The sequence below is a fragment of the Streptomyces sp. NPDC004610 genome, from assembly GCF_040609715.1.
In the GTDB taxonomy this organism is placed as follows: domain Bacteria; phylum Actinomycetota; class Actinomycetes; order Streptomycetales; family Streptomycetaceae; genus Streptomyces.
The window spans coordinates 112,780-127,939 of sequence record NZ_JBEXLA010000032.1 but is presented as its reverse complement, the minus strand read 5'-3'; the positions used below and the strand labels follow the sequence as shown (position 1 = coordinate 127,939).

Below are 15,160 nucleotides of genomic sequence, written 5' to 3'. Positions count from 1 at the left end.
GGGCGCCGCGCGGCAGTCGGGGGGCGCGCGGGGGGGGGCGGGGGGGGGGGCGGGGGGGGGCCCCCGGCACGCCCGCCAGGCCGGGCCCGGGCCGCCCCACCCCGCTGGGGCGGGGGGGGCGGGGCACACCGCCGCGCTCGGCGACGGCGGTGTCCCGGCCGGTGTGCCGGGCTACACCCGCGCCGCGCCGGTCGTCGGCAGCCGTGCGAGGCCCTCGTTGTACCGGGCGAGGAGATAGAAGGGCCGGGTCGCGGTCACGGCGCTGTCGAGGGAGGGGAAGCCCCGGTCCAGGGCGGCCAGTTCCAGGTCGTCGTGCGGGGTCCGCCAGCGCTGCGCGAGCAGGTCCAGGATGAGACGACGGGGGAGGGCGTCGACACCCTTGTCCCGACGGCCGGACAGGGCACGGTCGTTGACCTCCCGGGCCAGCCGGACGAACCGCAGCGCCACGTCACGCACGGACGGCACTTCGAGCAGCGCGAGGGCGTCCTCGTCCCAGGGCAGCCGCAGGGTGTGGCGGCAGGAGCGGACCAGCGCGGTGAGAAGCTGTTCCGTCACGGGCAGCGTGGCCTCGGCGGCGGTCAGCCACAACGGCAGGAAACCCAGCCGTCCGGGGTCCGCGGGCAGCCGGTACAGCCCATGGTGCGCCCCGTGCCGCAGCGCCCGCTCCGCGTCCGACCCACCCCGCGCCTCCTGCCCGCACTCCCGGTCGCAATGGGCGGCCAGGGCCCGCAGCACCAACTCCCGGTGCCGCTGCGGATAGTCGTCCGCGAACAACCGGCAGGCACGCAGCAGCGCGAGCGGACTCTCGGGGGAGGCGGCCCGCGCGGCGAGCTGCCAGGCGTACAGATGGGCCGTCCGGTGCACCCGCCCAGGTGGTTGCCGGGGGTTCCGGCCGTCCGACGGGCCGCCGGTGCGCAGATGGTCGATCAGGAGCAGCGCGTCCTCGCGCTTGGGGTCCCGGCGGTGGGCGGCGCAGTACCGCTGGAGCGCCCCGGCCACCGATGGGTCGAGCCCGGCCTCGGCTCCCGCCTCGGGAAGGGCGCCGTAGGAGCGCCGTCCGAAGGGCCAGCGGGCCAGGACACCGACCAGCCGGTCCGCCGTCGGGGCGTCGCACACCCCGTCCCGGACGGCTGCGGCGAGGGTCGCCCGTACGCACACCAGGGGCTCCGAGAGCGCCCGGTAGCCGTCGGCCCCGGGACTGTGCAGGAGAGTCACCTCGTCGTCGGCCTCCAGCCGTCCGTCGCGGTAGTCGGCGTAGACGCCGCCGACGCCGAGCATCCCGAAGCGGTCCAGCTCCGCCGCCCGCAGCGCGCCCATGCTCGCCGCTCCCAGCACCCTCACCCCGGAGCCGAGCAGCGCCAGGATCTCCTTGTGCCGCACCGAGCCCGTCTGGTGGAAGTACCCGTCGACGATGCCCACCGTGTCGCCCGCGCGGGCGTCGAGCCGCAGGAGGTCCCCGGCGGCGACCGGCGGCATGAGCCGGATACCGGAACCGGCGGTCAGCCCGGCGGCATCGGGGACACTGGGACCCACGAAACAGTACGTCCTCGGCATGGGTGACTCACCCCTCGTTTCTCGCTCGGATGCTGATGGTCGGGCCCGGCACCGGCGTCCCGCTCAGTGGGCGGTGTCGAGCAGCGCGCCCGGACAGACCACATGGGCGACGGGAACGCCCAGTTCGGGGCGGGTCAGATCGACGTAGAGCGGCGGACTACCCGTCACTGACTCGATCCGCCCCGCCATATGGGCCGTCTCGTCGCGCACGTCCGGCAGCGCGGCCGAGGCGACGGATGTGAAGTCCATGGCCGAGTCCGCCGCGGGCGCGGCCGGGGCGCGGTTGACCGAGAAGAGACCCGCCTCCCGGTACAGCGACCGCCCGATGTCGTCGCGCGCGCCCGCGATGGCCGTCGCCCGGGACTGCGCGGCCTCGGTGAGCGCCCGGCACAGGGCCACGCCCGCGTCCAGGTGCGTGCCGATCCCTCCGAAGGGGAACGGGAACAGCGAACTCGTGATCACGGTGTCGAAGGTCGGCACCCCGAAAGGGCTGGGAAGGAACCGCACCGCGACCTCCACCCCCGCGCCCCACAGCCGCTCCAGGAGCGGGCGGGCGGAGGGGTCGTCCACGGACGGCAGATCGACCGGCCGGGCCGTGCCGTAGCGCCGGGCGCGGGCGGTGGCATCGCGCTCGACCACCTCGTACATACCGTGCAGCAGCGCTTCCTCCAGGACGTTGCCGCTGGCCAGCCCGTTGCTGGTGGCCCGGAACGCGGCGGGCGTCCACCGGCCGGTGACACAGGTGTCGAGATACAGCAGGGGGACGGGTACGTACGACAGGCCGGAGCCGTCGACGCGGGCGGCGGGGTACCAGTCGAAGCGGCAGTCCGGGCCCGTGAAGTGACGGGGCGTCATGGGGAGGGTGTCGAGGCGGTAGCCGAGGTGGTCCGTGATGTCCTCGACGGTCGCCGCCGTGACCGGCACCGCGGGGTGCTCGGCGTGCCACAGCTCGACCGCCTCCATGGCCGCTGACACCCGGGCCAGCATCGGCGTGATGCCCTTGCCCTGGGAGACGGACAGGGAGTGGGCGTTGGGCCGGACCGCCTGGAAGACCGGTATCCCGATCTCGTCCAGCCAGGTGACGTCCGCGACCCGGGTGACACCGCACGCGGGCAGCAGCGGACGGATCCACTCCCAGGTCTCCTCGGCGGGCCGCACCCGGTGGGTACCGGCCGAGACGACCTTGCTGGTGCTGGTGCTGGTGCTGGTGCTGGTGCTGGTGCTGGTGCTGGTGCCGGTGCCGGTGCCGGTGCCGGACGGGCCGGGCTGGTGGGCCGGTGCGGGCAGCGCCTGTGCGGGCATGGCGTCTTCTCACACTCCGTCCGTGTCGTGGGGCATGGAGAGGTGGGGGGCGGTGGTGTCCCGGTAGGTGAGTGTCCGGGCGTAAGCGTCGGAACCGCCCGGGGATGGAGCTGGCCGTGTTCCGGTAGGTGAGTGACCTGCCGTGTGCGCCGGGACCGCCCCGGGATGGAGCCTGCCGTGTTCCGGCAGGTGAGTGACCGGCCCTGTGCGCCGGGACCGCCCCGGGGTGGAGCCAGTCCGGGCCTTTCGCGGCCCGGACGGGGTGGTGCGGGTGACGGCTCAGACCTCGCCGAGCTCGTCGTCCTCGTTGATGTCCTCGGTGGTGTAGACGGGCTGGAACGCCAGCGGCTCCCGGACGTCGGCGTCCCTGAACATCTCGTCCAGCTCGGTGGGCGAGGGCAGGGTCAGGGTGTGAGTCATGTCGTTCTCCTTCGGTGTGTTGGTGCAGGGTTCGCCACCGTGGCCGCCTGTACGGGACAAGGCGGACGGTGGACGCTCTGTGGCCCGCGACCGGCGAGGACGCCGGGTCGCGCTTCGGTGGGCCGGGTTCTCAGCGGGCGGTGCGGGAGCGGGCGGGTCTGATCACCGTGGAGTAGATGGGTGACCCGGACCAGAACGTGGTCCTCTCCATCACCAGACCGGTGTTCTCGCAGCCCCTCGCCAGCTCCTCGGTGGTGACCATCAGCCACGGGAACCAGTCGCCGGTGCGGTCGTCCAGACGCAGCCTCATGAGGAGTTCTCCGGGGGAGCGGGACTCATGCGGCGGATAGGCGGAGATGTCGTGCAGCACGGTCGGCAGTCTGCGTCGGTCGAAACTGGAGAACAGGATGAAGCCGCCGGGTGCCAGCCACCCCGCCAGCCGCCGCAGCCCGTCTTCGAGGGCGTCCAGCGTCCCCATGATCCCGCCGTTCCCGCCCAGCAGCGTCACCACGTCGAACGGCTCCCGGGGGCGGAAGGAGTGCACATCGTCGAGACTGCACGGGACTCCGTTCTCCGCCGCGAGCGCGACAGCGGCCGGCAGTACGTCGATGCCGTGTCCGCGCACCCCGCGCCGGGCCAGCAGCTCCAGCTCACGCCCGGTGCAGCAGCCCACGTCCAGCACCCGGGCGCCCTCGGGGACCCAGTCCAGCGCCCGTAGATCGACGGGCGGCCGGGCGTCGGGGTCCCGCAGCCACCAGCGCAGCGGCTGAGGGCTGGGCGGGAGTTCACTGTGCCGGATCTCAAGAACCAGATCGGCGCCCGCGTCTCCTTGTGTCAGGCACTCATCCAGTAACTGCATGATTCGCATCACTCCTCGGACGAGAACGGTTACGCCCCACCAATTCCTGCCTGGCGAACGGCTGAAAAGAACCGTACGGATGGGCGTATAAGAATCCCCTTAAGAGAAGCGGCTGCGTTTTCACCTGGAATGTGGGAAATTCCTGGGAGTTGCCTGTGAATTGGGTGAGACCGGGCTTCTTTTTCGGCCGTGGGTCACCAACCGGCGGCGCGCGCCCGGGTCGGTGCGACTCCCCCCTCGTGGGCGCTTCTTCGGGCACCCGCCGGTCTCGGCGGACGTGGGTGCGGGCGGTGCGGGCCGTGTCAGCCGCGCAGGTGTATCGGGACCTCCTGCCAGCCGAGCGCGATGAACGACGCCGTCTGCTTGAGTCGTTCCGCCCCGGTGGCGAGCCGCATCTCCGGGAAGCGGTCGAAGAGGGCGGGAAGGACGGTCCGCGCCTCCATCCGGGCCAGCGGAGCGCCGACGCAGCGGTGGACGCCGACGCCGAACGCGAGATGGTCGTCCTGGCCCCGGGTCGCGTCGAACACCCCGGCGTCGGCCCCGTACCGGTCCGGGTCCCAGCCCGCCGCGCCGTAGGTGGTGATGATGGCGTCCCCGGCCGGGATGGTGACGCCCTCGACCTCCAGGTCCGTCACGGCGAACCGCAGGGGCAGCAGGGCGATCGGCGGATGGACGCGCAGGGTCTCCTCGATCACCGCGTCCCAGCCGATCTCGCCCGCGCGGACGGCGGCGAGTTGGGCCGGGTCACGTAGCAGGGCCACGACGGCGTTGCCGATCAGGTTCGCCGTCGTCTCGAAGCCCGCGCCGACGACCAGCATCAGGGTGTACATCAACTCCTCGGGAGTGAGGGAGCGTCCTTCCTCGTCCTGTGCCCTGAGGAGTTCGGTGGTGAGGTCGTCGCCGGGGTGCTCGGCCCGGTACTCGACCAGGGCCGTCGGCACGGCGACGATCTGTTCGTGCAGGAACGCCGTGTGCTCCGGAGTGGGCGCGGGGTTCAGCGTCGCGGTCATCAGCCGCCGCGTCGCGTCCATCAACTCAGCTGGCACGCCGACCAGTTGGCAGATCAGTCGCATGGGCAGCGGATAGGCGAGGGTCTCGATGAGGTTGACCGGCCCGTCGTCGTCGCGGGCCGCCAGGGAGTCCAGCAGTTCGGTGACGGCCGCCTCGACATGCGGACGCAGCGCGTCGGTGCGCCGGCTGGTGAAGCTCGGGGCGGCCAGGCGGCGCAGCCGCGCATGCTGGGAGCCGTAGGTCGCGAGCATGTTGTCCATGGCGGACCAGGGCAGTATCCAGCCCCAGGCGGGGTGGTCGGCGAACTGCGGCCAGAGGTTCCAGTGCAGCCGGGCGTCCTTACTGACCCTCGGGTCGAGGACGAGTGATCTGAGTGTGTCGTAGCCGGTGGGCGCCCAGGCCGGGACACCCCCGGGCAGTTCCACGGGGACGAGGGGCCCGAGAGCGCGCAGGCGGGCGGCCTCAGCGGGGATGTCGGCACCGATGGGGTCGATGACGACGCGGTCGGTAGTGGTCACGGCGGGCCTCCGGACGGTTCGTCTGAATGGGCTGGAGCGGGCAGGCTCCGGCCCTCCGGAGGGCCGGACTCGCTGCCCGGACTCACCATCGGGCCAGTACACAGCGTGGTGACACACACCACACAGAGTCTGTGCCGGCCCGCTGCCCGAACCGCCCTCCCGGTTGCCCTTTGATGCAGATGCCCGACGCGGACTCATGCGTGAGGGGGTGAGTGCGTGAATGGGTGAGTGGGTGTCAATCGTGGATCCGGTGCGCGCGCCCCGAACCGAATGGCCGGTCTGGAATGGCGCGCGGTCGCATTCCGGCCCTCTCCCGATGCCATGATGTTCGTTTCGGCCGCCTGTCTCGCCCCAAAGTGAAGGGAATCCCCTTCTCCGCCATGCGGTTCTGGACACCCTCCCGTAGTGGCTGCGACGCTCTCCGTCACGGCGACGCTCCTTCCTTCGCCTGGTCATTGTCATTGGCTCCCCCGCTCTTCCGTGAGGTGACGAATGGCTGACGAATTACGCATCCCCGGCCCGGAGAAGCGGCCATTACCCGGAGACCCGGAGAAGCGGTCATTACCCGGGGGTTTCGGCGGCGTCACGAATGTGGTGGACGCCGTCCGGGCGCAGGCGGCCCGTTGCCCCGATCACGAGGTGTTCACCTTTCTGTCGGAGGAATTCGACACACAGGGAACCGCCGGAACGGGAACCGAAAGCGCCCTCACCTACGCCCGGCTGGACAACCGGGCCCGCGCCCTCGCCGTCCGGCTCCGCGCCCACGTCGGACCCGGCTCACGCGCGCTGCTCCTGCTGATGCCGGGGGAGGACTTCGTCGTCGCGTTCTTCGGCTGTCTGTACGCGGGCGTCATCGCGGTGCCGACCTATCTGCCGCTGCCCGGACAGCGTACGAACGGAGCCCTGCGGCTCGCGGGTGTCGCGGAGGACTGCCGGCCCGAGGCCGTGCTCACCACCTCCGGTCTCCTCGGCTTCGTACGGACCGCGATGGAGGGCGTGCCCGAGGTCCAGGATGCGGCCTGGCTGGCGGTCGACACCGTCACCGGCACCGACCGCGAGGCGGCGGGCTGGTCGCGGCCCGGACTGGAACCCGGCTCGGTGGCGTTCCTCCAGTACACCTCGGGTTCGACCGGTGCGCCGAAGGGCGTGGTCGTCACCCATGCCAATCTGCTCCACAACGCCAAGGCGATCGACCGTTCCCTGCTGTGCGCGGACGGCCCGCCGGTGATCGTGGGCTGGCTGCCGCCGTATCACGACATGGGGCTCATCTCGATGATCGTGCTGCCCGCCGTGGTGGGCGCGCGGTCGGTGCTGATGTCCCCGGTGGCGTTCCTTCAGCGGCCGGTGCGCTGGCTGCGGGCGCTGTCCCGGTATCGCGGAACCGCCTCTGCCGCTCCCCACTTCGCGTTCGACCTGTGTGTGCGCAAGATCCCCGAGGAGGAGCGCGCGGGGCTGGACCTGTCGGCGCTGGCGGCGGTCGCCGACGGGGGCGAGCCGGTCCACGAGGGGGCGCTGCGCCGGTTCCGCGAGGCGTTCGGACCGTACGGTTTCCGGCCCGAGGCGCTGGTCCCCGTGTACGGGCTCGCCGAGGCGACGCTGCTGGTGAGCGGGCAGGCCACCGGCCGGTCCCCGGTGGTGCGCGCCTTCGACGGCGCCGCGCTGGAGCATGGCACCGCGCGGGCCGTCGAGGCGGGTGACCCGGCAGGGCGTCTCCTGGTGGGATGCGGTGTCAGCAGGCACCTGGAGGTGCTGATCGTGGACCCGGAGCGGCGGCGCCCGTGCCCGCCGGGCCGGGTGGGCGAGATCTGGATCGCGGGCGCCAGTGTGGCGGCGGGCTACTGGCAGCGCCCGGCCCTGAGCGAGGAGACCTTCGGCGCGACGGTGGACGGCCGTGCGGGAACGTATCTGCGGACCGGTGATCTCGGCTTCCACAGCGCCGACGACGGCGAACTGTTCGTGACCGGGCGCATCAAGGACGTCATCATCCTGGGCGGGCGCAACCACTATCCGCAGGACATCGAGCGCACCGCCGAGACCGCCCACCCGGCGGTCCGTCCGGGCTGCGTGGCCGCCTTCGGCATACGGGAGGAGGGGAAGGGGCCGGGGGAGGAGCCGGACGCGTCCGGGGCGGAGGGCGGTGGGCAGGACGATCCTCATGAGGCCGTCGTCGTCGCCGTCGAGGTCCGGGGGGCGGCCGGGTACGGGCGGGACCCCGCCCTCGCCGCCGCGGTGGTGGACGCGGTGCGTCGCGCGGTGATGCGCGAGCATCTGATCTGGGCGCGGGAGGTCGTGGTGCTGGCCCCGGGGTCGCTGCCCAAGACATCGAGCGGAAAGCTCCAGCGCGGCGAGGCGAGAGCACGTGTCACCTCGCCCGGCGGTCAGGCCGATTGACGCAGCGGGCCGCCGCACCGGCGGTGGCCTTCCGACAGGGGGAACGCATGACGGACACCGCGCTCGAATCCTGGCTGCGCCGCCGGGTCGCCGAACTCGCCGGCCGCCCGGCGGGCGAGATCTCACTGCACGAACCGCTCATCTCCTACGGGCTGACATCGGCCGATGCCATCGCGCTGGCCGGTGAACTGAGTGTGCTGCTGGGCCGGGCGGTCCCGCCGACCCTGGCCTACGAGCATCCGACGCTGCGGGAGATCGTCGGCCACCTCCAGGACCGCGCCCACCCCCGCACCACCGCCGCCGACCCGGCCGCGCGCACCGCGGGCGGCGCCGTGCCGTCCGACCCGACGGGGTCCGATCCCGTCGCGGTCGTCGGACTCGGCTGCCGGTTCCCCGGCGCCGACGGCCCGGACGCCTTCTGGGAACTGCTCGCCGACGGGCGCGACGCCATCGGCACGGTCCCCGACGACCGGTTCACCCACCACGACCGGCGCGGGGACGGCGGTACGGCCCGCGCCCGGCTCGGCGGGTTCCTCACCGGTGTCGGCGCTCTCGACGCCGACTTCTTCGGCATCGGTGCGCACGAGGCCGCCGCGCTGGACCCGCAGCAGATGCTGGTGCTGGAGGTCGCCTGGGAAGCGCTGGAGGACGCGGGTGTCGCCCCCGACACGCTCGCGGGCTCGGCCACCGGGGTGTTCATCGGCATCTCCAGTTCCGACCACCGGGAGGCACAGGCCGCCACACCCGCCCCGGACGCGTACACCTTGCTCGGTTCGGCCTCCAGCGTGGCCGCCAACCGGCTCTCCTATCTGCTGGATCTGCGCGGCCCCAGCCTGGCCGTGGACACGGCCTGTTCCTCCTCCCTGGTCGCCGTGCACCTGGCGTGCGAGGCGCTGCGGCGGGGCGAGTGCACCATGGCGGTGGTGGGCGGGGTGAACGTGATCCTGTCGCCGGTGATCACCGAGGCGTTCGACGCCTCCGGTGTGATGGCGCCCGACGGCCGCTGCAAGCCGTTCTCCGACCGCGCCGACGGCTATGTGCGCAGTGAGGGCGCGGGCGTGGTCGTCCTGAAGCCGCTGCGGGACGCGGTGCGGGACGGCGACCGGATCTCCGCCGTGATCCGCGGCACCGCGGTCACCTCCAACGGCCGTACGAACGGCCTCCTGGCCCCCGGCCGCGGCGCGCAGGAGGAGGTCGTACGGCGGGCGCTGCTACGGGCCGGGATCGAGCCCCGGCGGGTCGGGTACGTCGAGACGCACGGCACCGGGACGGCCGTCGGCGACCGCATCGAGGCGCTGGCCCTCGGCGAGGTGCTCGGCGCGGACCGCGACCCCGGCCGACCGTGCGCCATCGGGTCGGTCAAGTCGAACCTCGGGCATCTGGAGGCGGCGGCCGGGGTGGCGGGCCTGATCAAGGTCGCGCTGAGCCTCGAACACCGGGCGCTGCCGCCGAGCCTGCACTGCGAGCGGCCCAGCCCGGACATCGACTTCCCTGGGCTGGGGCTGCGGGTGCAGACCGCGCTGACGCCGTGGACGGGGGCGGGGGCGGGGCTGGTGCCGCCGGGTGGGGATGGGTTGGTGGCGGGTGGTGGTGGCTTGGTGGCGGACGGGGGCGGCTTGGGGGCGGGTGGTGGTGGCTTGGTGGCGGACGGGGGCGGCTTGGTGGCGGGTGGCGGTGGCTTGGTGGCGGACGGGGGCGGCTTGGTGGCGGGTGGCGATGGCTTGATGGCGGACGGGGACGGCTTGGTGGCGGGTGGCGACGGCCTGGTCGCCGGGGTGAGTTCGTTCGGCTTCGGGGGCACGAACGCGCATGTGGTGCTCACGGCCGCGCCCGAAGTGCCGGGGCGGCCTGATGTGCCGGAGCGGCCTGAAGTACCGGTGGGATTAGGCGGGTTGGAGCGGCCCGGCGGGCGTGCGGCGGCCCCGGGCGCCGAGGCCGCAGAGCCAGCCCCGGCCCCGGCCCTGGCCCCGACCCCACCGAACCGCCCGGTGCGGCTGCTGACCCTGTCCGCCGCCACCGAGGACGCCCTGCGCGCACAGGCCGCCGACTGGGCCGACTGGGCCGAGGCCCACTCCGACGACGACCTCGGCCCCGGCCTCGCGGCGACGGCGCTGCTGCGCGGCGGAACCGGCGTACGCAGCCGCCGCGTGCGCGCCGCGTTCGCCTTCGGCGTCAAGGACGAACTGCTCGCCCGGCTGCGCGGACCGCTCACCCCGGCCCCGGTCGTGCCGGAGACCGCACCCGGCGTCGTCTTCGTGTTCCCCGGCCAGGGGGCGCAGTGGACGGGCATGGGCCGCGCGCTGCTGGAGCGGGAACCGGCCTTCGATCTCGCGGTCAGCCGCTGCGAACAGGCATTCGCGCCCTATGTGCCGTGGTCGCTGCGCGAGGTCCTCAGGGGCGAGGGCGAAGTGCCGCTGGAGTCCGTCGATGTGGTCCAGCCCGCGCTGTTCGCGCTCCAGACCGGACTGGCGGCGGTGTTCCGGTCCTGGGGGGTGCGGCCCGCCGGGGTGCTCGGGCACAGCATGGGCGAGGTCGCCGCCGCGTATGTCTCGGGGGCGCTGCGGCTGGAGGACGCGGCACGGGTCGTCTGCCGTCGCAGCGCGTTGCTGTCACGTCACCGGGGTGAGGGTGCCATGGCCCTCGTCTCGCTCCCGGCGCAGGAGGTGCGCCGTCTGCTCGAACCGTTCGGGGGCCGTCTCTCCTGCGCCGCGCACAACGGCCCGCGCACCACCGTGGTGTCGGGACGGACGGACGCGGTCACGGAGTTCCTGGCGGCGCGGGTCGCCGAGGGGGTGTTCTGTCGGCGGGTGGAGGTGGATGTCGCCTCGCACTCGCCGGTCCTGGACGGCCTGCGTGAGGAACTGCTCGCCGATCTCGCCGGGCTGTCGCCGCGCGAGACGGACGTCCCGTTCCACTCGTCCGTCGCCGGAGGGCCCCTCGCCACCGGCGGGCTGGACGCCGGGTACTGGTGGCGCAATCTGCGCGAGCCGGTGCTGTTCGCGGACGCGGTACGGGCCACCGGCCCGGCGGGCGGCCATGTGTTCCTGGAACTGAGCCCGCACCCTCTGCTGTCGGCGTCGGTGACGGAGTGCCTGGCGGAGCCGGGCGACCGGCGGGTCCTCGCGGTCCCCGCGATGCGGCGCGACGACGAGCGGGCCGTCCACGAGGCGCTGGGCACGCTGTTCGAGGCCGGGTGCGCCATCGAGTGGCGCACGTATCTGGGGGAGCGGGCGGGCGGCGGGCCCCGGCTGCCGTCGTATCCCTGGCAGCGGCGCACGCCTGCCGCCGCCTTCTCACGTGCGGCGGCTGGGGAGACGGTCGTCACCGGGTCGCTGCCGGTCCTGCGGGACCACCGGGTGCGCGGTCGCGCCACGGCACCGGCGGCCTGGATGCTGGACGCGGCGCTGCACGCCTTGGGGAGGGGCAGGGCAGAGCCGGACGCGCTGAGCGGGGCGGGCGCGCCGAGCGGGCTGACCGGGCCGGAGAAGCCGAACGGGCCCGGGTCCGGCGTCGATCCGGGTACCTACACCGGTCCCGGCAGGGTCGGCGTCGGGGCTGGGGCCAGGCCCGTGGCCGCCCTCCGTCACCGGCTGGACGACATCCTCGTCACCGCCCCGCTCGCCGTCGCCGACGGGCGCTCGCGCCTGGTGCGGGTCTCCCGCCGGTCCCGGCCCGGCGGCCCGCCCGTGCTGAGCGTCGAGAGCCGGGCCGCCGACGAGCCGGACGGCCTGTGGGAGGAGCATCTGCGGGCCGGCTGGTCCGAGTCGCCGCAGCCACCGCCCCCCGCCGACCTGTCCGCACTGCGCGCCCGCTGCCCGCACGCGGTGGACCCCGCCGTCCTGTACGGCCAACTGGCGGCGTCCGGGCTGGAGTACGGGGACGTCCTGCGCACGGTCACCGTCCTGTGGCGGGGTGACGGGGAGGCCCTGGCGCGGCTCGGGGCGCCCTCGGCGGGGACACGCGGGCGCCCGCTGCCCGCTGATGTGGCCGACGGGGCGATGCAGACGATCGGCGCGCTCACCCTGGACACCCCCATCCCCGGCACCTTCGTCGGCTTCGCGTACCGGCGGGTCGAGGTCTTCGCGGAGTGGACCGGCCCCGTGTACGCCCATGTCCGCCTGTGCGAGGCCCCGCGTCCGGGACCGGAGCACACCGAGGCCGCCCCTCCCGGCGCCGACAGCTTCGAGGCCGACGTACAGATCGTCGACCCGGACGGCCGCGTCCTGGCGCGGTTCACGGGGGCCGCCCTCAAACGGCTGCGGGAGGAGCCGCACTCCCTGCGCCGGTTCGCCGTCGGGCTCACCCCGCGACCCCGGCCCGCCCAGCAGCCCGCTCCGGCCGGTGACTTCCTGCTGCTCACCGACGATCCCGAGGGGTGTGCTCCGCTCCTCGAAGAACTGCGGAACACGGGTGCGGACTGCGCCGCGCAACCGTACCCCGACGCGATGGACGCCACGGATCTCCTGCGGTCCCGGCCCCCGTCCACCCGGCTGGTGTGTGTCGCGCCCGAGCGGGAGACGTTCCTGTCGCTGGTCCGGGCCGCCGCCGACGTACTGCCCGCCGAACGCCGCGAACTCTCCGTCGTCACCGCCGACCCGGCACTCCCCCCGCTCCTGCGGGCCCTGGCGGAGGAGACCGGACGGTGGACCGGCCGGGCCCTGCTGACCGACACGGACGCGGCCCCGACCCATGAACTGGCAAGGGACCTGGCCGCCGAACTCACCCTGAGCACGGCGACGTCGTTCAGTGTCCGCTTCCGCCACGGTGAGCGCCTGGTCCCGACGCTGACTCCGCTGGCGCCGGAGTCCGCCGACCCCGGCGCGATGACCGGGCTGCGCCCCGGTGGCGTCTACTGGATCACCGGGGGGCAGGGCGGCCTCGGGGCCGCGCTCGCGGTGGCGCTGGCCAGGGAGGCGGGGGCGCGGGTCGTGGTCTCCGGGCGCCGGGCGGAGCCCGACGAGGGGCTGCGCGAGTCTGTCGAAGCGGCGGGCGGACGGCTGCTGCACCTGCGAGCCGATGCCGCCGACACCGAGGCGACGCGGCGGGCCCTGAACGAGATCCTGCGGCACTTCGGCACGCTGCACGGCGTCATCCACACCGCGGGGGTGCTCAAGGACACCCTGCTGCGGTCGGCGACCGCCGAGGATCTGCGGACCGTCCTGCGGCCCAAGGAGACCGGCGCCCGCGTCCTGCTCGACACCGTCGCGGGGGAAGACCTCGACTTCGTGGTGCTGTTCTCGTCCCTGGCGGCGCTGTTCGTCACCCCGGGCCAGGGCGGCTACGCCGCCGCCAACGCGGCCCTCGACGCGCTCGCCACCACCGGCCCCGGCGGGCGCACGCCGGTCCGCACGGTGAACTGGGGCCCCTGGGCCCAGGTCGGCATGGTCGCCGACGACAGCCACCGGCGCCGCTTCCTGGCCTCCGGCATCCATCCGATCCTCCCGGACGACGGCGTCCGAGCCTTCCTGCGCCTCCTCGGCGGCGCACACCGGCAGCTCGCGGTCGTGGACGTCGAGGACGGTGCCGTGGACGAACTCCTCGCCGCGTTCAACCGGCCGCCCGGCACGCCCCGTCCCGGCGGCCCCCGTCCCGGCGGCCTCCACCCCGCCGTCCCGGCCCGCGACGGCGGTTCGACGGCCGCCTTCGTCCGGGCGGAACTGGCCCGCGCCCTGCGCCTTCCCGTGGACGCGATCGACGGCACGGCCCGACTCGACCGCCTCGGTGTCGACTCGCTCCTCGCCGTCGCCGTCACCCGGGCCATCGGGGGGCACTTCGGCCTGGACCTCCCGGCGACCCTGATGTTCACCCATCAGACGCTGGACGACCTGGTCCACCACCTGGACGGCCTACTGGCCGAGGAGACAGGCGACACCGAGCACACGGGGGGTACCGGGGACACCGGTCCGGCGCGGGGCACCGACGACGGTATTGACCACGGCACTGACCACGGCACTGACCACGACGGGCACCCGCCCGCAGAGGCACCGCCAACGCCGGGCGCACCCCCGCACAGCCTCGTTCCCGGCTACACGGTCACCGGCACCGGCAGCGGCGCCGCACCCGGGCTGACCCTGACGGAGGTGTCCGTCCCGGCCCCCGGACCCGGCGAGGTGGTCGTCGACGTCCACGCGGTGGGGGTCAACTTCATCGATGTGCTGGCGTCCTCGGGTCTGCATCCGTTCCTGTCCGGCTCCGGCACGTCGTTCGTCCCGGGCCATGAGGTGGCGGGCGTCGTCCACGAGGTCGGCGCGGAGGTCACCGGCATACGCCCCGGTGACGCGGTCGTCGCCCTCACGCCGAGGGGCGGCTACGCGGCCCGGGTGACGACCCCGTCCTTCACGGTGCGCCCGATCCCGGCCGGTCTCCCCTTCACGGACGCGGCATCGCTGCTGATCAGCGGGCTGACCGCCATCGCCTGTCTGGAACGGGAGGCACATCTTCGCGAGGGCGACCATGTACTCGTCCAAGCGGCGGCCGGAGCGACCGGCACCGCGTGCGTGCAACTGGCCCGGCACCACGGAGCCGTCGTGTACGGCACGGCGAGCACGCCGGCCAAGCTCACCCGGCTGCGAGCCCTGGGGGTACGGCACCCGATCGACTACACCGCCCGGGACTTCGCGGACGCGGTACGGGACGTCGCCCCGGAGCGGGGCCTGGACGTGATCGTGGACTCGCTGTCCGGCGACGCGGTGTCCCGGGGCCTGGGCCTGCTGCGGCCCGGGGGCCGGTTCATCGAGATCGGCGCCGCCGGAGTCCTCGAACTCCCTCTGGACGCAGCCAAGTTGTTCCTCTCCAGCCGCTCGTTCTCCACGGTGAACCTCGGTGCCCTGGCGCGCGACCCCGCGGTTCTGGGCCCGCTGCTGGACCGGCTCGACGCGCTGGTGGAGGCTCAGGTGCTGTGCCCGGCGGTGGCCGATGTGCTCCCCTTCGAGGATCTCCCGGAGGCCCTCACCCGGCTCCGCAACCGCGCGAACATCGGCAAGTACGTGGTCCGAGTCCGCTGAACAGGACGCCGGGAAGGACGCCGGGCAGGAGGCCCGGAAGGACACCGGGCAGAACGACCTGGTTCAACGGCCTGGCAATGGCCTGGAGGGACGACCGGAGG

Annotated in this window: 7 protein-coding genes; 2 read left to right on the top strand and 5 right to left on the bottom strand. The window is 73.8% G+C overall.

Features of this window, described 5'->3' with window-relative positions:
• Window positions 1-171: 171 nt before the first annotated feature.
• The 5 genes from ABZX40_RS30475 to ABZX40_RS30455 all read right to left on the bottom strand — a co-directional run bounded on the left by ABZX40_RS30475 (window position 172) and on the right by ABZX40_RS30455 (window position 5,664).
• Complete coding sequence (locus ABZX40_RS30475) at window positions 172-1,533, bottom strand: TfuA-like protein (RefSeq protein WP_355735529.1); 1,362 nt, start codon at window positions 1,531-1,533, stop codon at window positions 172-174.
• 84 nt (window positions 1,534-1,617) lie between these two features.
• Entirely contained in the window at window positions 1,618-2,856 is a 1,239-nt protein-coding gene (locus ABZX40_RS30470; RefSeq protein ID WP_355735532.1) for a YcaO-like family protein, read from the bottom strand.
• A 279-nt stretch (window positions 2,857-3,135) separates the two neighbouring features.
• Complete coding sequence (locus ABZX40_RS30465) at window positions 3,136-3,276, bottom strand: hypothetical protein (protein ID WP_355735534.1); 141 nt, start codon at window positions 3,274-3,276, stop codon at window positions 3,136-3,138.
• Between the two features lie 130 nt (window positions 3,277-3,406).
• The gene (locus ABZX40_RS30460; RefSeq protein WP_355735536.1) at window positions 3,407-4,135 is read right to left on the bottom strand and encodes a methyltransferase domain-containing protein; all 729 of its coding nucleotides are present in this window, start codon (window positions 4,133-4,135) and stop codon (window positions 3,407-3,409) included.
• Between the two features lie 302 nt (window positions 4,136-4,437).
• Entirely contained in the window at window positions 4,438-5,664 is a 1,227-nt protein-coding gene (locus tag ABZX40_RS30455) for a cytochrome P450 (RefSeq protein ID WP_355735538.1), read from the bottom strand.
• Window positions 5,665-6,156: 492 nt separating this feature from the next.
• Here ABZX40_RS30455 and ABZX40_RS30450 point away from each other — a divergent pair, with 492 nt between their 5' ends.
• Both ABZX40_RS30450 and ABZX40_RS30445 read left to right on the top strand, forming a co-directional pair.
• Window positions 6,157-8,055 (top strand): fatty acyl-AMP ligase, encoded by a 1,899-nt coding sequence (locus ABZX40_RS30450; protein WP_355735541.1) that lies wholly within the window; start codon window positions 6,157-6,159, stop codon window positions 8,053-8,055.
• A gap of 47 nt (window positions 8,056-8,102) precedes the next feature.
• Window positions 8,103-15,059, top strand: coding sequence for an SDR family NAD(P)-dependent oxidoreductase (locus ABZX40_RS30445; RefSeq protein ID WP_355735544.1), 6,957 nt, complete (start codon window positions 8,103-8,105; stop codon window positions 15,057-15,059).
• Window positions 15,060-15,160 lie beyond the last annotated feature (101 nt).

What these genes read in the sequence shown, in the direction of transcription:
- ABZX40_RS30465 (WP_355735534.1), bottom strand. Translation starts at nt 3,276, where the DNA reads ATGACTCACACCCTGACCCTGCCCTCGCCCACCGAGCTGGACGAGATG.
- ABZX40_RS30470 (WP_355735532.1), bottom strand. Translation starts at nt 2,856, where the DNA reads ATGCCCGCACAGGCGCTGCCCGCACCGGCCCACCAGCCCGGCCCGTCC.
- ABZX40_RS30460 (WP_355735536.1), bottom strand. Translation starts at nt 4,135, where the DNA reads ATGCAGTTACTGGATGAGTGCCTGACACAAGGAGACGCGGGCGCCGAT.
- ABZX40_RS30450 (WP_355735541.1), top strand. Translation starts at nt 6,157, where the DNA reads ATGGCTGACGAATTACGCATCCCCGGCCCGGAGAAGCGGCCATTACCC.
- ABZX40_RS30445 (WP_355735544.1), top strand. Translation starts at nt 8,103, where the DNA reads ATGACGGACACCGCGCTCGAATCCTGGCTGCGCCGCCGGGTCGCCGAA.